This window comes from Amycolatopsis sp. TNS106, assembly GCF_019330265.1.
In the GTDB taxonomy this organism is placed as follows: Bacteria; Actinomycetota; Actinomycetes; order Mycobacteriales; family Pseudonocardiaceae; genus Amycolatopsis; species Amycolatopsis lurida.
In genome coordinates, this window is record NZ_CP024972.1 from 8,139,101 (window position 1) to 8,155,824 (window position 16,724).

The 16,724-nt window shown below is 69.9% G+C and carries 19 protein-coding genes; 13 read left to right on the top strand and 6 right to left on the bottom strand.

The features are described 5' to 3' along the window. Positions 1-79: 79 nt before the first annotated feature. Entirely contained in the window at positions 80-1,543 is a 1,464-nt protein-coding gene (locus CVV72_RS37765) for a neutral zinc metallopeptidase (RefSeq protein ID WP_219149154.1), read from the bottom strand. Positions 1,544-1,687: 144 nt separating this feature from the next. On the opposite strand from CVV72_RS37765, the gene glgP reads away from it, so the two are divergent. Then, positions 1,688-4,228 (top strand): alpha-glucan family phosphorylase, encoded by a 2,541-nt coding sequence (glgP, locus tag CVV72_RS37770; RefSeq protein WP_219149156.1) that lies wholly within the window; start codon positions 1,688-1,690, stop codon positions 4,226-4,228. Between the two features lies 1 nt (position 4,229). Here glgP and CVV72_RS37775 read toward each other — a convergent pair whose 3' ends face one another. Beyond that, complete coding sequence (locus tag CVV72_RS37775) at positions 4,230-4,424, bottom strand: hypothetical protein (RefSeq protein WP_034315502.1); 195 nt, start codon at positions 4,422-4,424, stop codon at positions 4,230-4,232. Positions 4,425-4,743: 319 nt separating this feature from the next. On the opposite strand from CVV72_RS37775, the gene CVV72_RS37780 reads away from it, so the two are divergent. The 4 genes from CVV72_RS37780 (at position 4,744) to CVV72_RS37795 (ending at position 7,554) form a co-directional block, all read left to right on the top strand. Further along, positions 4,744-5,601 carry a hypothetical protein gene (locus CVV72_RS37780; RefSeq protein ID WP_219154386.1) on the top strand — a complete coding sequence of 286 codons (858 nt, stop codon included), beginning with the start codon at positions 4,744-4,746 and terminating at the stop codon, positions 5,599-5,601. Between the two features lie 21 nt (positions 5,602-5,622). Next, positions 5,623-5,988, top strand: coding sequence for a hypothetical protein (locus CVV72_RS37785; protein ID WP_219149158.1), 366 nt, complete (start codon positions 5,623-5,625; stop codon positions 5,986-5,988). A gap of 16 nt (positions 5,989-6,004) precedes the next feature. Beyond that, on the top strand, positions 6,005-6,646 hold the full coding sequence (locus tag CVV72_RS37790) for a hypothetical protein (protein ID WP_219149160.1): 642 nt from the start codon (positions 6,005-6,007) through the stop codon (positions 6,644-6,646). Positions 6,647-6,720: 74 nt separating this feature from the next. After that, complete coding sequence (locus CVV72_RS37795; protein ID WP_219149162.1) at positions 6,721-7,554, top strand: hypothetical protein; 834 nt, start codon at positions 6,721-6,723, stop codon at positions 7,552-7,554. Here CVV72_RS37795 and CVV72_RS37800 read toward each other — a convergent pair. Together CVV72_RS37800 and CVV72_RS37805 are read right to left on the bottom strand one after the other, a co-directional pair. Next, positions 7,551-7,946, bottom strand: a complete 396-nt coding sequence (locus tag CVV72_RS37800; protein WP_219149164.1) for a rhodanese-like domain-containing protein — start codon at positions 7,944-7,946, stop codon at positions 7,551-7,553. The genes CVV72_RS37795 and CVV72_RS37800 overlap by 4 nt on opposite strands. Then, positions 7,943-8,491 carry a cysteine dioxygenase family protein gene (locus tag CVV72_RS37805; protein ID WP_219149166.1) on the bottom strand — a complete coding sequence of 183 codons (549 nt, stop codon included), beginning with the start codon at positions 8,489-8,491 and terminating at the stop codon, positions 7,943-7,945. The genes CVV72_RS37800 and CVV72_RS37805 overlap by 4 nt, the downstream gene beginning before the upstream one ends. A 320-nt stretch (positions 8,492-8,811) precedes the next feature. Between CVV72_RS37805 and CVV72_RS37810 the strand changes: the two genes are divergently transcribed. From CVV72_RS37810 to CVV72_RS37835, 6 genes are read left to right on the top strand one after another with little or no spacing between them, the layout of a single operon-like run. Beyond that, positions 8,812-9,624: an ABC transporter ATP-binding protein gene (locus CVV72_RS37810; RefSeq protein ID WP_219149168.1), complete on the top strand. Its 813-nt coding sequence runs from the start codon at positions 8,812-8,814 to the stop codon at positions 9,622-9,624. A 55-nt stretch (positions 9,625-9,679) separates the two neighbouring features. Further along, positions 9,680-10,459, top strand: coding sequence for an enoyl-CoA hydratase/isomerase family protein (locus CVV72_RS37815; RefSeq protein WP_005167845.1), 780 nt, complete (start codon positions 9,680-9,682; stop codon positions 10,457-10,459). Positions 10,460-10,464: 5 nt separating this feature from the next. Continuing rightward, the gene (locus tag CVV72_RS37820) at positions 10,465-11,427 is read left to right on the top strand and encodes a class I SAM-dependent methyltransferase (RefSeq protein WP_219149170.1); all 963 of its coding nucleotides are present in this window, start codon (positions 10,465-10,467) and stop codon (positions 11,425-11,427) included. A gap of 1 nt (position 11,428) precedes the next feature. Then, positions 11,429-12,598 (top strand): class I SAM-dependent methyltransferase, encoded by a 1,170-nt coding sequence (locus tag CVV72_RS37825; protein ID WP_219149172.1) that lies wholly within the window; start codon positions 11,429-11,431, stop codon positions 12,596-12,598. A gap of 11 nt (positions 12,599-12,609) precedes the next feature. Continuing rightward, complete coding sequence (locus tag CVV72_RS37830; protein ID WP_219149174.1) at positions 12,610-13,374, top strand: HAD family acid phosphatase; 765 nt, start codon at positions 12,610-12,612, stop codon at positions 13,372-13,374. A gap of 38 nt (positions 13,375-13,412) precedes the next feature. Then, entirely contained in the window at positions 13,413-13,787 is a 375-nt protein-coding gene (locus tag CVV72_RS37835; protein WP_219149176.1) for a DUF427 domain-containing protein, read from the top strand. Positions 13,788-13,790: 3 nt separating this feature from the next. On the opposite strand, the gene CVV72_RS37840 is transcribed toward CVV72_RS37835, so the two are convergent. Continuing rightward, positions 13,791-14,510 (bottom strand): hypothetical protein, encoded by a 720-nt coding sequence (locus tag CVV72_RS37840; RefSeq protein ID WP_219149178.1) that lies wholly within the window; start codon positions 14,508-14,510, stop codon positions 13,791-13,793. 67 nt (positions 14,511-14,577) lie between these two features. On the opposite strand from CVV72_RS37840, the gene CVV72_RS37845 reads away from it, so the two are divergent. Continuing rightward, complete coding sequence (locus CVV72_RS37845) at positions 14,578-15,354, top strand: helix-turn-helix domain-containing protein (protein ID WP_219149180.1); 777 nt, start codon at positions 14,578-14,580, stop codon at positions 15,352-15,354. A gap of 28 nt (positions 15,355-15,382) precedes the next feature. Further along, on the top strand, positions 15,383-15,808 hold the full coding sequence (locus tag CVV72_RS37850; protein WP_219149182.1) for a thioesterase family protein: 426 nt from the start codon (positions 15,383-15,385) through the stop codon (positions 15,806-15,808). Here CVV72_RS37850 and CVV72_RS37855 read toward each other — a convergent pair. Further along, entirely contained in the window at positions 15,779-16,324 is a 546-nt protein-coding gene (locus tag CVV72_RS37855) for a GNAT family N-acetyltransferase (RefSeq protein ID WP_219149184.1), read from the bottom strand. The genes CVV72_RS37850 and CVV72_RS37855 overlap by 30 nt on opposite strands. Positions 16,325-16,724 lie beyond the last annotated feature (400 nt).

Below are 16,724 nucleotides of genomic sequence, written 5' to 3' on the forward strand. Positions count from 1 at the left end.
GCCATGAACGGGCCGTTCCTTGCGAAATTCGCAAGGAACGGCCCGTTCATGGCACTTCAGGGAGCGGTGACCGGACCGATCAGCCGTACTGGGTCGAGCAAACCGCGGAGCTCTCCAGGTAGCCCTTACGCAGTGCCTCGATCCGCTCGAAACCGTTGTCCACGCGCTTGCCGTTGACGTCGGCCGAGACGAGGCTCTCCGGGCTCAGCAGGTCGGAGATGGCCTCGTCGAGGTCACCGGCCGAGAGCCGCAGCGTCGCGCCGGGCACGGTGCTGGCCTTCGCCCACGCGCCGACCAGACAGGCGGTGCGCAGTCCCGCGTTCGCGTTGTCGATCGACGCGCCGACACCCTTCTGGATGCCCATCGCGTACCGGGACGCGATTTCCGAGAACGCGGCGAAGTCGCCCTTGCCCTCGCTGTGCCCGCTTTCCCATTCCGCCTGCTGGTCGACCGGCTGGGCGAGTTCGCGCAGCTTGGTCATGTCGATGCTGACGGTGTTGTTCGACGGGCAGTACGACGCGGGCGGGGTGCTGGGGCCGCCGGGGCAGCTGCCGTTGCCGTCCTCGGTGATCTCCGGGCCGGGGACGCCGGCGCCCTTGAAGGCCTCGTCGAGGCTCTTCTTCAGGATCCCGATGATCTCGGCGTCGAGCTTCTCGTCGCCCTTGCCCTTGTCACCCTTGTCGAACGGGCGCTCGGTGATCCGCGCCTTGATGTTCTCCTCGTTCATCGCCGCGCATTCCTTCGGGCCCTTCTCGAACCCGACCTGGAACGCGTACGTGCGGTCGAACGCCGTGCCGTGCGCGCCCTGTTTGGTCGCGCTGGTGCCCGCCTGGTCGCGGATCAGGAACAGCGACGCCATGACCTGGTTGAGGCCCTCGGACGTGGAGACGCGGTAGAACTTGCTCTTGTCTTCGGCGACCCAGCGGAAGTAGCCGCCGGCGAAGCAGTCGGCCTGCTGCTCCTTGACGATCGACGGGGTGTTCTTCTTGATGCTGGCCTTTTCGCCGAGGCGGTACTGCACGGCGTGCCCGAGTTCGTGGGCGAGCACGACGGCGCCCGCCATCTTCCCGAACCGTTCGCGCAGCATGGGCAGCAGCACGCCGCGGTCCCACGCCACCAGGTCACCCGGCGGGCAGTAGAACGCGTTGACGAGCTTCTTGACGCTGCCGCATTCGGTCTCTTCGTCGTCGGTCTTCGCGCTGTAGGACAGCAGCGACTTCAGCGGCTCGTACGGCTGGCCGAAGTCACGCGGCATGACCTCGGTCCAGTAGGCCTGCGCGTCGGCGATCGCGGCGATGGCGAGCTGGTCGTCTTCGGAGCCGTCCTCGTTGCGGACCTGCAGATCCGGCTTGGGCGCGTTCGGCTTGAGCCCGCTCTCGAAATGCGTGACCGGCAGACCGGCGATGTCACCGGCGCCCGGCTGGCTGCCTTGCTGACCGGTCGAGCTTCCCTTGTCGCTGCAAGCGCTCAGCCCGAGGGCCAGCACCGTCGCGACCGCGATCAGAGCCGGGCGTCGATAGCCCCGCGCTCCCCCTTGGATCATGTTCACTCGCTTGTCGTCAGGGCCCCGACCGGGCCGCGTACTCCGGCAAGCAGGGACCCTACCCAGCGCTTATGGGCCGCGTGCAGGTAATCCCCGAAGTGGGTCTTGAGCGGGGCGGGGGCCGTGCCGATATGGTCGCTCTTCATGAGAGCAGTCCGCCGGTTCACCGTCCGCGCGAGCCTGCCGGAGTCGCTCTCCGGCCTCGGTGACCTCGCCACGAATCTGCGCTGGACCTGGCATCCGCCCACGCGCGACCTGTTCGCGTCGATGGACGCGGAGCTGTTCAACCGCGTCCGCGACCCGCTGCGGATGCTCACCGCCCTGCCCCCGGCCCGGCTCGACGAACTCGCCGTCGACGACGCCTTCCTCGCCCACGCGCGCGAGGCCGTGGCCGATCTGGAGCGCTATCTCGCCGAGCCGCGCTGGTATCAGAAGCAGGACGACGCGGACCTCCCGCCCGCCGTCGCGTACTTCTCGATGGAGTTCGGGGTCACCGAGGCACTGCCGAACTACTCCGGCGGCCTCGGCGTGCTCGCCGGGGACCACCTCAAGGCGGCGTCGGACCTCGGCGTGCCGATGGTCGGTGTCGGGCTGCTCTACCGCGCCGGGTACTTCCGGCAGGCACTGTCGCTCGACGGCTGGCAGGTCGAGCACTACCCGGTGATCGATCCGAACGCCTTCCCGCTGGAACTCGTGACCGACGGCGGCAAGCCGGTGCTGGTCGACGTCGCGATGCCCGCCGGGCGCACGTTGCACGCGCAGATCTGGAAGGCCCGCGTCGGCCGGATCCCGCTGCTGCTCCTGGACACCGACACCGAGGCCAACGACGAAGACCTGCGCGCGGTCACCGATCGGTTGTACGGCGGCGACGCCGACCACCGCATCCGCCAGGAGATCCTGGCCGGGATCGGCGGCTTCCGCGCGGTACGGCGCTACTGCGAGCTGACCGGGCATCCGCAGCCGAAGGTGTTCCACACCAACGAAGGCCATGCCGGATTCCTCGGGCTGGAACGCGCCCGCGAGATCATCCAGGCCGACGGGCTGGCGTTCGACGAGGCGCTGCCCGCCGTCCGCGCCGGCACCGTGTTCACCACGCACACCCCGGTCAGCGCCGGGATCGACCGGTTCCCCGTCGACCTCGTCCAGCGGTACTTCACCGACGGCAGGCTGGTCCCGGACGTCGACCCGCGCCGCGTGCTCGCGCTCGGCGCGGAGGACAACCCCGGCCTGTTCAACATGGCGCATATGGGCCTGCGGCTCGCCCAGCGCGCGAACGGCGTCTCCGCGCTGCACGGCCGCGTGTCGCGGCGGATGTTCTCGCGGCTGTGGCCCGGGTTCGACTTCGACGAGGTGCCCGTTTCGTCGGTCACCAACGGTGTCCACGGGCCGACCTGGGTGGCCCGCGAGCTGAGCGCGCTGCTCGGGCGCAACCACGTGGAACTGGGCCTCGACGGCGCACAGGGCAAGCCGCTGCGGGACGGCGTCAGCGACGAGCAGCTGTGGGCACTGCGGCGGGAGCTGCGGGAGAAGCTGGTCGCCGAGGTGCGGCGCCGGGTGCGGGCCGCGTGGATGCAGCGCGGCGCGTCCGCGCTCGAACTGGGGTGGACCGACACGGTCTTCGACCCGGACGTGCTGACCGTCGGCTTCGCGCGCCGGGTGCCGACGTACAAGCGGCTCACGCTGATGCTGCGTGACCCGGAGCGCCTGCGCGCGCTGTTGCTGGACGAGCGGCGCCCGATCCAGCTCGTCGTCGCGGGCAAGTCGCATCCGGCCGACGAGGGCGGCAAGCAGCTGATCCAGCAGATCGTCCGGTTCGTCGACGATCCCGAGGTCCGGCGCCGCATCGTCTTCCTGCCGGACTACGACATGTCCATGGCGCGCTACCTCTACCGCGGCTGTGACGTCTGGCTGAACACGCCGGTGCGGCAGCTGGAGGCGTGCGGCACCTCGGGGATGAAGTCCGCGCTCAACGGCGGCCTCAACCTGTCCATCCGCGACGGCTGGTGGGACGAGTGCTACGACGGCAGCAACGGCTGGGCGATCCCCACCGCGGACGGCGTCACCGACCCGCTGCGCCGCGACGAGCTGGAGGCCGCGGCGCTCTACGACCTGCTGGGCCACCAGATCGCGCCGCTGTTCTACGACCGCGGCGCCGACGGGGTGCCCGGCGGCTGGATGTCGATGGTCTGGCACACGCTGGAGACCCTCGGGCCGCGCGTACAGGCCGCGCGGATGGTGCGGGAGTACGTCGAGTCGGGTTATCTGCCCGCCTCGCGGATGGTCGCGGAGGCCACCGGTGACGGGTACCGCGGCGCGCTGTCGCTGGCCGACTACCGGACCAAATTGGACGTCTCCTGGCCGAGGGTGCGGATCTTCGACACCGAACTGCTCGTCGAGGATTCCGCGCCGATGGTCACCGGCACCGAGGTGACCATCCGGGCGCGGATCGACCTCGCCGGTCTCGAACCGTCCGAAGTGGACGTCCAGGCCGTCGTCGGGAAGGTGGGTGACGGGGACGAACTGAGCGACCCCGTCACCGTTCCGATGTCGGGCGACGGGATCGGCGCGTTCGCGGCGCGGTTGAAACTGCCGCATCCCGGCTCCATCGGTTACACCGTCCGCGTCCTGCCGAAACACCGTCTGCTGGCCACCCCGGCCGAACTGGCCAGGGTCGTCCACGCCTGATTCACCTCAGGAACGGCGCACCGGTCCCCTGCGGGTACCGGTGCGCCGAGACGTATCCGGCGTACCGCGCGTATTCCCATGCCTGGGCGAAGTGGACGAGTTCCGCCTGCCGACGCTGATGCCAGCGTGCCGAAACGAGCCAGCCCGCTCCGGCGCCGAGCAGTATCGCCAGCCCGGCGATCACGACGAGTTCCATTCCGTACTCCTGATTCCTGGCCGCTCGATCAGCGGCTGTCGCTTCGACGCTAAGCGGAGTGATCGTCTTCGCGCAGCCCCCTGCCGGGCCTTGGCCAGAAAGTGGTCAGGAGACGTACGTACGGTTTTCGTTTGCCACAGATCGGTCATCCCCGGTCGTTGTCAAGTCGGTGGCAAACAAAAGGCGAAAGCGCGTCCGATGGTGGCCAAAAATTGGCAAAAGTGCAGGCTGAAGACGTTTTATCGGGCGGCCGGGGGTGATTCGTGCGGCATATTGTGATCGCCTAGGCTCTTCGTCCTTGAGGTCGCGCAGGGGAGGAATAGTGACTTCGGCGAGGAAAAGAAAAAAACCCGAGGACAGCGTGCTCGGCATCCACAAGCGCAACGGCATCTGGCAGGACGGGCTCGCCGCGGTGATGGGCCCGGAGTTGCTCGAACGCTGGGGTATCGCGGAAGACGCCGAGGCGTCACGCGTGCGGGAGATCGTGCTCCTGCGGTTGAACCGGGTGCTGGACCAGTTCCCGAAACCCGAAATGCCCGTGATCGTCTGGACCGCGTACAACCTCGGCGCGGCTTCGCCCGGCGAGGAAAGCGGTGTCGTCCGGCGGCTCGAAAGACTGGTCGGCCGGGGCGGCGTCGAATGCAGTGTCCGCACCTGCGCCCGCCGGTTCAACGACATCTTCCTGCCTGCCGTCGTGAGGAGCTTGAGCGCGGAACAGAGCGCGATCACCGGTGAGGACCTCGCCCGGGCTTCGCGCTGGCTGGCCGGGAACATCCGGCCCGGCCCCCCGGAAACCGCCGCGGTCGCGAGCGGGCTGTCCACCGCCATCCGGAGGCTGCGGTCGCCGATGGAACCGGTGGTGAAGATGTTCCTCGACGGTCCTGTCCACGGACCCGCGGACGCTGCCGGGGTACCGCTCGCGGCGAAGCTCGATACCCGGGGCGAGTGGCTGTGCGTCTTCACCGGGGAGCGCCTGCTGGCCGCCTATCGCGAGTCCACCGGCGCGGACTGGAGCCGGATCGGCCGGTGGACGGGCCGTGACGTCGTACGGATGGCGGCGGGCCGGATCTTCCCGACCGGGGTCCTGATCGATCCGAGTCCGGTGCTGGGAGCGGGAGCCGACGCCACGCTGCCCCTCCCACCGGAGGAGATCGCCCGGCTGGCCCGTGAATGCTGACCCGAGACGAGGACACCGGACATGATCGATTTCGAGGCCGTTCCCGACGAGCTGAGCCGGTCGGGCGACCGGCTTCACGACATCACCGAGATGATCACCAGGCAACCGGCGCTGAAGTTCAAGGCCACGGCGAGCGAAGCGGGGGATCCCGTGCTCGTGGCGGCGCTGGAGAGCTTCCAGGAGGCTTCCGCGCACAGTGTCACCGTGCTCGCCGAGGACGTGCGGCGCCTCGGTGACCGGCTGGGCAAGGCCGCGCGCGATTACCGGAACGGCGAAGAAGAGGCGATCGAGAAGGTCTCGCTGCTCGAAGCCGCCCAAAGCCTTACCCGGCGGGCCGTCGCCTTCGACGCCGGGAACGCCGGCACCATCCAGGCCGTTCTCGGCTGAGCGAAGTGGACGGACGATGAACCCGGAAGACCCGGACGGGCCGAGTGCGCCCTGGACGGCGGGGTCGGTCAGCGTGCTCCGAAGCGAGGCGGAACGCTTGCGAGCGGTTTCCCGGTCGTTGGAGGACCAGGCCGTCGAGGTGCGCCAGATCGACCCTCATGGCTGGTCCGGCCCTGGACACGACGCGTATCTGGGCCGCCGGACGGAGCTGGTCGCCCGGTGCCGGATGGTGGCGGAGGAGCATGCCCGCGCCGCGCGGGCGCTGGACGATTTCGTCGCCGTCCTGGAACAGCTGACCAGGACCGCGCGGGACACCGCGGATCCGTCGCTCATCCGGAGGCTGGCCGCCCAGCGGGCCGAGGCGGCGGCCCGTGCCGCCGCCACGCTCACCGAAGTGGGCAGGGATCTGGCCGCGCTGAAGACGGTGCTCGGTGAGGTCGATCGGCGAGTGGTCCGGGAATCGCGGCCTTCACGTGCCGTCAGGCCGATTTCACCGCCTCCTGACCCCGCACACGGGCAGACTGGGCTGGCGCCGGCTCTTCTCCTCGCCGATCCGGCCGAATTCGACCGGCGGCTGCAGGGGCTCAGCGACGACGTGTGGCGATTCTGGTCGGTACCCCCGCTTGTCAAGCCGGTGGCGAACAAAGAAAACCCCTGATCTTCGATTTCCGCCGGACAATGCGGAACGGCCAGGTGAAATAGACTTTGCCGGCCGATCCGAATGGCGGAGGAATGGTGGCTTCGGCTAAGGAAACGAAAACGTCGCGCAGAGCCAAGGACCGGCTGCACCATGTCCATGCCCGAGCCGGGATCCGGCAGGACGGGCTGCACCACGCGCTGGGGCCGGAACTGCGGGGCATCTGGGGGATCGCCGAAGACGCCGAGCCCGGCCGGGTGCGCGAGATCGTTCTCCTGCGCCTGAACCGTGTGCTCGAGCGGTTCGCCGACCCGCTCATGCCCGAGATCGTCTGGACCGCCTACAACCTCGGCGTGGACCAGGTGCACGGCGGGGCGGGCATGGTCGGCCGGATCAGGACCATGGTCGGCCGCGGCCGGGTGCCGGTCTCCGAGCGGACCTGCACCCGCCGGTTCTACGACTTCCTGGGAAGCGTCAAGAACAGCCTCGACGGTTTCCAGGAGGATCTCACCGGCGAAGACTTCAGGCTCGCTTCGCGGTGGATCGCCGAGAACGTCCGTCCTGAGCGGGAACAGACCGGCGGTGCTCTCCGCGACCCCGTTCCCTCGGTCATGCGCATGTTCCTCGACGGCACGGTATGCGGCCCGGCGGACGAGGCGGGCGCCCCGGTCCCGGCCCGGCTCGGCGCGCACGGCGACTGGCTCTGCGTCTTCACCGACGAGCGGTTGCTGGCCGAGTACCGCGCGGTCACCGGGGCGGGCTGGGGCCGGATCCGGCACCGGACCGGCCGCGAGGTCGTGCTCGCGGCCGCCCGCCGTACCGCGGCGACAGGCGTGCTGGTCAACCCCAGGCCGACGCGGGGCACCGGGATCCACGCCGCGCTCCCGCTTTCCCCGGAGTCGGTCGCCCGGCTCGCGGTCCGCCGCTAGGGAACGGCGGGTGTACCGCCTTCCCGGACCGGGAGCCCCGCCGAAAGCCAGGCCCGGAACCCGCCTTCGAGGTCGGTGGCACCCGGCAGGCCGAGCCGCTGCAGGTCGGCTGCGGCGAGGCTCGACGAGTACCCCTCGTTGCACACGACGATCACCGTCGAATCCGGTTTCACCTGCGGCAGCCGCCATTCGCTGTCCGGCGCCAGCCGCCACTCGAGGTGGATCCGCTCGACGACCACCGAGCCGGGGATCTCGCCTTCTTCGGCCCGGTTGACGTGCGGGCGGATGTCCACGATGAGGGCGCCGTCCCGTTGCAGCCGCAGTGCCCGCTCGGGCTCGGCGCGGTCCAGTCCGGCCCTGGCGGAGGCCAGCAGCGTGTCGATAGCGCTCATCGGCCCAGTATCGGGGCCAGCGAGGGGATCTCGGCGGGAACGTCGGCGAGCGTGGCGTATTCGCGGGTCGCGACCAGCGGCGGCGAGTAGGCGTGGACGCTGGCGGCGGGCTCGGTGCCGATGCCGGTCACCTGGTGCGCGCGTCCCGCGCCGAAGCCGATGCCCTCGCCCGCGACGTGGGTGCGGCGCCGGACCGGGCCGCCGGGGTAGCGGTACTCCTCGCCGATCTCGCCCTGCAGCACGGTGAACGAACCGGACGCACCGCCGTGGTCGTGCGGTTTGGTCCGCTGGCCGGGCAGCCACGACAGCAGCCACAGTTCGACGCCGTCGGTCAGCGCGAGGCGCGCCCACCAGCGGTGGTCAGGGTCGAAGCGCAGCAGGCCGCGCAGGCCCGAGGTCAGCTCGGTGGTGACCGTGGAGGTCAACTCGGCCAGTTCGCGGGGCGTCCAGAGCAGACGGTCGGGGTGCAGCAGTTCGGGGAGCAGCGGGTCGGTCAGCTGCGGGTGGATCTCGAAGTCCAGACGGGGCGTGATGGACGTGGTCACGGAGAGGCTCCTCGTGAGATTCGCGGACGCGGAAGCAGGGCCGGGCGCGGCGCGACACGGGGATGCCGTCGGAAGAGGGAACTCAGCCGTGTCGCGCGGTGGTACACCCGCACGAGGCGACGAGGAGCAGATCGATGGCCCGGCGGCGCCAGAAAGAGCCCCCGATGACGGGGAAGGCGGCGGACACGGACCTGATCACGCCGCCGATGGTGCCACAGGTGCCACTCCAGGGTCGCTCCGTCCCACTTCCTGGACCAGCCGCTTTCCCCCGACCGGCGGCCCGGTGCACACACGCGCGCGAGTGCGGACACAATGGGCGCGTGAGCGAGCCGATCCAGCCCAGCGAACTTGACGACCTCGTGGTGAGGATGACCGGTGTCGGGGTCCGCCGAACAGGCAACGACCTCCTCGCCGACCTCGATTGGACCGTGGAACTGGACGAGCGCTGGGTGGTGCTCGGCCCGAACGGCGCGGGCAAGACCACCCTGCTCCGGCTGGCCGCGGCCGAACTCCACCCGACCACGGGAACGGTCGACCTGCTCGGCGACCGGATCGGCAAGGTCAACATCTTCGAGCTGCGCCCGCGGATCGGGTTCACCTCGGCCGCGATCGCCCAGCGCGTGCCGGGGGAGGAGCGCGTCGTCGACGTCGTGGTGAGCGCCGGTTACGCCGTCGTCGGCCGCTGGCGTGAGGAATACGACAGCCTGGACACCGACCGCGCCATGGAGCTCCTGGGCGCTCTCGGCATCGCGCACCTGGCCGACCGCACCTTCGGCACGCTGTCGGAGGGCGAGCGCAAGCGGACCCTGATCGCGCGTTCGCTGATGACCGACCCGGAGATGCTGCTGCTCGACGAGCCCGCCGCCGGTCTCGACCTCGGCGGCCGCGAAGACCTCGTCGCCCGCCTTTCGGAGCTGGCCCTCGACCCCGAGGCCCCGGCCATGGTGCTCGTCACCCATCACGTGGAAGAAATCCCGCCGGGGTTCACCCACGCGCTGCTGCTGCGCGACGGGCGCACGGTCGCCTCCGGACTCGTGGACGACGTCGTGACCAGCGACAACCTGTCCAAGACGTTCGATCAGGACCTCCTGCTCGAACGATCCGGTGATCGCTTCTTCGCCCGTCGCCGCTGACGGGTCGTACTGACCGGTAGCCTGCACTCTGTCTTGGACGGTTAAGGAGGACGGCGTGGGAGAGTTCGTAAGTCTCGAGGTCGAAGGCGGGGTCGGCACGATCCGGCTGGACCGCCCGCCGGTCAACGCGCTGAACAACCAGGTGCAGGCCGAGCTGGCCGAAGCGGCCCGTGAGGCCTCCGAGCGCGACGACGTGCGCGCCGTGATCCTCTACGGCGGCGAGAAGACCTTCGCGGGCGGCGCGGACATCAAGGAGATGGCCGAGCGCACCTACCCGGAGATCGCGAAGTTCGGCGCGGCGCTGACGGCGTCGCTGGCCACCATCGCGAACATCCCGAAGCCGGTCGTCGCGGCCATCACCGGCTACGCGCTGGGTGGCGGCCTCGAACTCGCGCTGACCGCCGACCGCCGGATCGCCGGCGACAACGTCAAGGTCGGCCAGCCGGAGATCCAGCTCGGCGTCATCCCCGGTGCCGGCGGCACGCAGCGCCTGGCGCGGCTCATCGGCCCGAGCAAGACCAAGGACCTCGTGTTCACCGGCCGCTTCGTGAAGGCCGAGGAGGCCCTCGCACTCGGCATCCTCGACGAGGTCGTGGCGCCGGACGACGTCTACGCCGCCGCGCACAAGTGGGCCTCGCAGTTCGCGAACGGCCCGGCTGTGGCGCTGCGCGCCGCGAAGGCCGCGATCGACGGCGGTCTCGACACCGACCTCGCGAGCGGTCTCAAGCTCGAATCCCACCTCTTCGCCGCGCTCTGGGCGACCGAGGACCAGCGCAACGGCATGAAGTCGTTCATCGAAAACGGCCCTGGCAAGGCCACCTTCGAGGGGAAGTAAGCGCGATGACGCAGGTGAACGATCCGGCGCCGAATCCGCACGCCACCGCCGAAGAGGTCAAGGCCGCCTTCGGCGACCCCAAGCTCGCCAACGTGCTCTACCACGACTGGGAAGCCGGGACCTACGACGAGAAATGGTCCATCTCCTACGACGAGCGCTGCATCTCCTACGCGACGGACGTGTTCAACGCCGTCGCCGGTGAAGACGGCCAGCCGTACCCGACCGCGATGGAACTGGGCAGCGGTACCGGTTTCTTCCTGCTGAACCTCATGCAGGGTGGCGTGATCAAGAAGGGTTCGGTCACCGACCTCTCGCCGGGCATGGTGCAGGTCGCGCTGCGCAACGCCGAGAACCTCGGCCTGGACGTCGACGGCCGGGTCGCCGACGCGGAGCGGATCCCGTACGAGGACAACAGTTTCGACCTCGTCGTCGGGCACGCCGTGCTGCACCACATCCCGGACGTCCGCGCGGCGTTCGCCGAGGTGCTGCGGGTGCTGAAGCCGGGCGGGCGGTTCGTCTTCGCGGGCGAGCCCACCAAGGTCGGCGACTTCTACGCGCGCAAGCTCGGCCAGCTCACGTGGTACCTCACCACCAACCTGACCAAGCTCCCGGTGCTGAACGGCTGGCGCCGCCCGCAGGAGGAACTCGACGAGTCCTCCCGCGCGGCCGCGCTGGAGGCCGTGGTTGACATCCACACCTTCGACCCGTCCGAGCTCGAGTCGATGGCCCGCGGCGCGGGCGCGCAGGACGTCCGCGCGGTCACCGAGGAGTTCGCCGCGGCGCTCGCGGGCTGGCCGATCCGGACCTTCGAAGCCGCCGTGCCGCAGGAGAAGCTGACCCTGCGCTGGCGTCTGTTCGCGTACCGGCTGTGGCTGCGGCTGTCCGCTTTGGACAAGAAGCTGCTCGCCAAGGTGCTGCCGCGCGAGCTGTTCTACAACGTGATGATCACCGGTACCAAGCGATCGTAGGTTGCCGTACCAGTTCACCCTCGGCGACGTCGCCTTCCTGCGCTCCGGCGCGGGAAGCGCGGCGCTCGCCGAATGCTCGTCCCTGCCGCTGACCGACAAGACCCGGATCGCCGACGTCGCCGCCGTACGCCGGATCGCTCCGGACCACGCGGCCGCGGTACTGGAAACGGTGGTGCTGCGGCGGAAGTCGTCGGCCAAACTGGACTCCGCGGGCTCGTGGCTGTTCACCGGCGACGCCCTCCAGCAGGCCAGCGCCACGCTGGTCGCCCGGCACCGGGCTTCCAGGCTCGCCGGTCGCGACGTCCACGACGTGACGTGTTCCATCGGCGCGGACCTGATCGAGATCGCTCGCGTCGCCTCCGGGGCGCTGGGGTCTGATCTGGACGAGGTCCGGCTGGCGATGGCGCGCCACAACGCCGCCGAGGCCGGGGTCCCGGTGGGCCTGCTCAGGGCGGACGCGTTGCGGCCGGTCAGTCGTGATTCGGTCGTCGTCGCCGATCCCGCCCGCCGTGACTCCGCCGGGCGCCGGGCGTGGAAGCCCGCCGATTTCCTCCCGCCGCTGGACGGCCTGGTCGAGTCGTACGCGGGCCGCGAGCTTTCCGTCAAATGCGCGCCGGGCCTCGATTTCTCCATCGCGCCCTGGGCGGACGAGGTCGAACTGGTCTCTTTGGACGGTCAGGTCCGCGAGGCCTGCCTGTGGCGCGGAGTGGGCGCGACGGTGTCACGCCGGGCGACGGTGCTGCGTTCGGACGGTACACAGTGGACGGTCACCGACGTCGATCCCGACGAGATCCCCGCGCGTGCGCCGGGTGAGTGGATCGTCGACCCCGACGGCGCCGTCGTCCGGGCCGGGCTGGTACGGCATTACGCGGCACGGCACGGCTTGTGGCAGCTCGACGAGCGCATCGCTTATCTGACCGGGGACACTCCGCCGCCGGGAATCCGGGCGTTCCGGGTGTTCGAGCACGGACCGTACAGCGAGAAGAATCTTCGTGTATTGCTGAAAAAACACGATATCGGTCGTTTGGAGATCCTCGTCCGAGGTCTCGACATCGACCCGGATGCCTTGCGGCGCAAGCTGAAACCTCGCGGTGGCGAAGAAGCTACTTTGGTACTGACCAGAATCGGTCGTTCTGGAGTAGCGTTCCTTTGCCGCGCACAGCTGACGTGAGGAGCATTTCCATGAGCTGGTTCACCGGTCTGCTGAAACTGGCCGCCGCCGCGGCCGCCGGGGCCGTTCTCGCGGGCGGTGCCACCGCCGTCGCGAACACCGGTGACGCCACCGGGCGGCACGGTCACGAGCCCGCCAACATCGGCCAGGTCAAACTCGACGTGAAGGCCTACTACGGCGATGTCGTCGGCGTCGACGGCAAGCACCGGTACTCCGACGGCAGCCGGTTCGTCTCCGACACCCGGCGCCAGGTCGACGATGCCAAGCGCTACCTCACGCGGCGGCTGGACCGCGGCGTCGAGAACCCCGCCGTCGTGTTCGACGTCGACGACACCGCCGAGGTCACCTACGGCTGGGAAGCGGACAACGACTTCGGGTTCGACCCGGTGAAACAGCAGGAAGCGATCGACCAGGGCACGTTCGTCGCGAACAAGCCGGTGCTGGAACTGGCGAACTGGGCGGCGCAGCGCGGCGTGAAGATCTACTTCCTGACCGGGCGCAACGAATTCCAGGGCCCGCGGTCGCTGAAGAACCTAGCTAACGAGGGCTACCCGGCGCCCGCGGGGGCGTTCTTCAAACCGAAGACCACCGCGCCGGACTACCTGCCGTGCGGGCTGGCCTGCACCACGGTTCAGTACAAATCGGGCACGAGGAAGCATATCGCCTCGACCGGCGCGACCATCCTCGCCAACTTCGGCGACCAGTTCAGCGACCTCGAAGGCGGTTACGCCGAGTTCCCGGTCAAATTGCCGAATCCGATGTACTACCTGCCCTGAGGGGGAATATCCGCGTGCCCGGCGTCGCTGTGCCCGGTATGTCTGACAAGAAGGTGTTGAAGCCCAGCGCCGCCCACCCGATCACGGTGGAGCCGAACAAGGGGCGCGTGGTCGTCACGGTCGGCGAGAAGGTCGTGGCGGACAGCGCGAACGCGCTCACGCTCCGGGAGGCGAACTACCCGCCCGCGCACTACATCCCGCGTGCCGACGTCGACTTCGGCCTGCTGGAGCGGACGGACCACTCGACCTACTGCCCGTTCAAGGGCGACGCCTCGTACTACAGCATCCGCGCCGGCGACGGCGTCGCCGAGAACGCCGTCTGGACCTACGAGGCGCCGCACGACGCGGTCGCCGAGATCAAGGACCACGTGGCGTTCTACCCGACGAAGGTCGACGCGATCGAAGAGCGCTGACCTTCACGGCAGCTGGTTGATCCGGTCCCCGTCGGCCGCGAGCGAGGTGTCGGATTCGATCCGCCACGCCTCCAGCCCCGGCGCCTTGACCAGGGCGTCGACGAGGGCCTCCTCGCCGGCGACGAGGGTCGAATCGAAGTCGACTTCGGTGGCCACGCACCACGCGCGGTCGTCCGGCCAGAACAGGTTGGGCGACCGCGCCTCGAACCAGTTCGGCCGGGGGCGCCAGCCGAGTTCCGTCGCGGACGTCAACGGTCCGCGGAAGAGCAGGTAGTCCCGGCCCGGGTGGCGCAGGCGCGGCGCGTCGAGGTGCTCGCGGGACAACGTCGCCTCGTCGGCCCAGCCGTAGCCGTCCCAGAGGCCGAACCAGGCGTCCGATGCGGACGTGTGGTCGCCGAGAACGGCCAGCAGCGCCGTGAGAGTGTGCGACGGGAGCGTGCCGCGACCTGGGGGAGAGCCGCGCCAGAGCGAACCGGTGAGATTCACCGGATCCGGGGAGCCGACCAGCGCGTGCCACTGCATGGCGCCATGGGCACGCCGTCCCGTTTCGGCGGCGGCTTCGCTCCAGCTCGCCCAGCCGCCGCGGTCGCGCTCGGCAGGATGGCAGAGGCGCGCGTAGGCGGCGTAGCCACGCGGAACCGTTCGGCCCGCCGCGCCGAACGCCCCGCCGAGCCTGGGGGAGATCCACTCGGCGGAGGACGGGTCGAGCACCGGTCGCAGCACGGCGGCAAGTCTTCATCAAGATCAGGTGAAGCGCATCTTGTCGGTGGGCGGGGGCATACTGCCGGACGTGGGTGTTCCGCTGCGTCGCCGTGCGGGTCGTTCGGTGTACCGCGAAAGCACGCCGGACGCGGCCATGGCAGGCGTGGTCGAGAGAGCATGGACGGGCGTGGTGGGCCGCCGTCGTCCGCTGAGGGTGTTCCCGGACGGTTGTGTGGACCTCGTCTGGGACGGGACGGTGCTCGCCGCCGTCAGCACCGTGCGCGGGGTGCTGCGGCACGAACTGCCGTCGGCGGACTGGACCGTCGGGCTGCGCCTGCGCTGCGGCGTCGGCGGCGCGGTGCTGGGCCTGCCGATGACGGAGCTGCCGGCGGGTGCGACCCCGCTGCGCGACCTGTGGGCCGTCGGGGCTCGCCGCGCGGAAGCCCGGCTGGCCGAATGCGGAGTGCCTGGTGAGGCGAAGTCGGTGCTGGAATCGCTGGTCGCCGAAAGACTCCAGGACGTCGAGGTGGACGGGCTGTCTCTCGCGGCCGCTCGCGCGCTGCGTGCGCCCAGTGCTCGTACCGACCGGGTGGCCGCCGAGCTGGGGGTGAGTGAGCGCGGTCTTCGGCGGCATGTGCGGCACGACGTCGGTGTCGGTCCCAAGGAGTTGCAGCGGGTGCTGCGGTTCCGCCGGTTCCTCGAGCGCGTCGAGGCCGTGGCACGGGACAAGACATCGCTCGCCGGCGTCGCCGCCGACGTGGGCTACGCGGATCAGTCGCATCTCGGGCGCGAGTGCCGTCGGCTGTCGGGCGCTTCGCCCGGCGCGCTCGTGCGCTCCTGGACTGGCCGAAACGTTCCAGACTGAGGCGGTCCGCCGAGGCGAGGATCGGGAGGTGCCCGAACCCTTCCGTGTCACCATCGACATCCGCACCGACGATCTCGACCTCAACGGTCACGTACGCGGCCCCGCTTATCTCGCGTACGCCGATCACGCGCGCTGGGAGTGCGTGTGGGCGGCAGGGGTGGACCCGTTGGACCTCAGAGCCGCGAATCTCGGCCCGGTCAACCTCGAAACGACGATCCGGTTCCGCCGCGAACTACGTGCCCGCGCGCGGATCGACGTCCTGACCAGGTTCACCTGGGAGCCGGGCAAGGTGTCCCGGGTCGTCCAGGAATTCGTGGCGCCGGACGGCGCCGTCGTGGCCGAGGTGGAAAGCCTTTCCGGGCTGCTGGATCTCGAAAGCCGCCGCCTCGTCCCGGATCCGGGACGGCACTGGCGAAAATACGCCTCACGGCCGGAAATCCTCGGCTTGCCGTGAGACTGCCGGCTTTTCGTAGAGGCTGGTGGGCCATTTCGCCTCGGGCGGGTCGGCCACGTGCTCGAAACCCCTGCGCTCGTAGTACCCGCGCAAGGCCGGGTTGTCCCTCGTGGTCGCCACCCGGACGAAGGCCTTGTCATGAACCGCGGCCTTCTCGCCGACCCAATCGATGATCCTGCTCCCGAGCCCGGCACCGGCCGCTTCCCGCGCCACCGCGAGGCGGCCCAGATAGTAGGCCGGTTCGGTGTTCTCGCCCCAGAGCTCGGGATCCGCCTCGGTCACCACGCAGGTCGCGATGGGCTTGCCGCGCCCGACGACCAGCAACGCCTCGCCCGCCTGGATCTGCCGTCGCACCGACTCCCGGGGAAAGCGGTGCGGCCATTGGTGGATTCCGCGCCCGGCGAGCCAGGCGGCGGCCTCGGCGAGGAGGTCGAGGACGGCGTCCTCCTCGCCCGGCCGGGCCGGACGGACGGTGAGCTCCGGGGTGAGCGGCTCGGGACCGGGGAGGATCGGCATGGCTCTCGATGATGCCCGCGCGGTGGTGGGATGTCCGTCGTGGTCGACGAGAACCCTGATTCGGAGGCTGCTCGCGGCACAGTTTTCTCGGGTGGGCGGGGCGGACGGTCGTAGGGTCAGCGCCCTGTTCCGGGTGGGCGACGACATGGTCGTACGGCTGCCACCGGGCAAGGGCGTGACGCTGGTGCAGGAGTGGCTGCCGCGTACTTCGGCTGCATGGCGCGGGCGGTCCGGCCCTGCGACCTGTTCCTCTTGCCCGCCGATGCGACGGAGGCTTCCGGCAGGCACTGAGCGTCGACGACGCGACCTGGGACCGCGGCCGATCGCGTTGCTGTTCTACGTTGAAAACCCACGAGTCGTTGGCGGGAACGCGCGGCACGTGATCTGGGCGGCGCTGGAC

Bases quoted from the DNA above. Each gene is read 5' to 3' on its own strand.
- CVV72_RS37765 (WP_219149154.1), bottom strand. From the start codon at position 1,543: ATGATCCAAGGGGGAGCGCGGGGCTATCGACGCCCGGCTCTGATCGCG.
- glgP (WP_219149156.1), top strand. From the start codon at position 1,688: ATGAGAGCAGTCCGCCGGTTCACCGTCCGCGCGAGCCTGCCGGAGTCG.
- CVV72_RS37775 (WP_034315502.1), bottom strand. From the start codon at position 4,424: ATGGAACTCGTCGTGATCGCCGGGCTGGCGATACTGCTCGGCGCCGGA.
- CVV72_RS37785 (WP_219149158.1), top strand. From the start codon at position 5,623: ATGATCGATTTCGAGGCCGTTCCCGACGAGCTGAGCCGGTCGGGCGAC.
- CVV72_RS37790 (WP_219149160.1), top strand. From the start codon at position 6,005: ATGAACCCGGAAGACCCGGACGGGCCGAGTGCGCCCTGGACGGCGGGG.
- CVV72_RS37795 (WP_219149162.1), top strand. From the start codon at position 6,721: ATGGTGGCTTCGGCTAAGGAAACGAAAACGTCGCGCAGAGCCAAGGAC.
- CVV72_RS37800 (WP_219149164.1), bottom strand. From the start codon at position 7,946: ATGAGCGCTATCGACACGCTGCTGGCCTCCGCCAGGGCCGGACTGGAC.
- CVV72_RS37820 (WP_219149170.1), top strand. From the start codon at position 10,465: ATGACGCAGGTGAACGATCCGGCGCCGAATCCGCACGCCACCGCCGAA.
- CVV72_RS37830 (WP_219149174.1), top strand. From the start codon at position 12,610: ATGAGCTGGTTCACCGGTCTGCTGAAACTGGCCGCCGCCGCGGCCGCC.
- CVV72_RS37835 (WP_219149176.1), top strand. From the start codon at position 13,413: ATGTCTGACAAGAAGGTGTTGAAGCCCAGCGCCGCCCACCCGATCACG.
- CVV72_RS37855 (WP_219149184.1), bottom strand. From the start codon at position 16,324: ATGCCGATCCTCCCCGGTCCCGAGCCGCTCACCCCGGAGCTCACCGTC.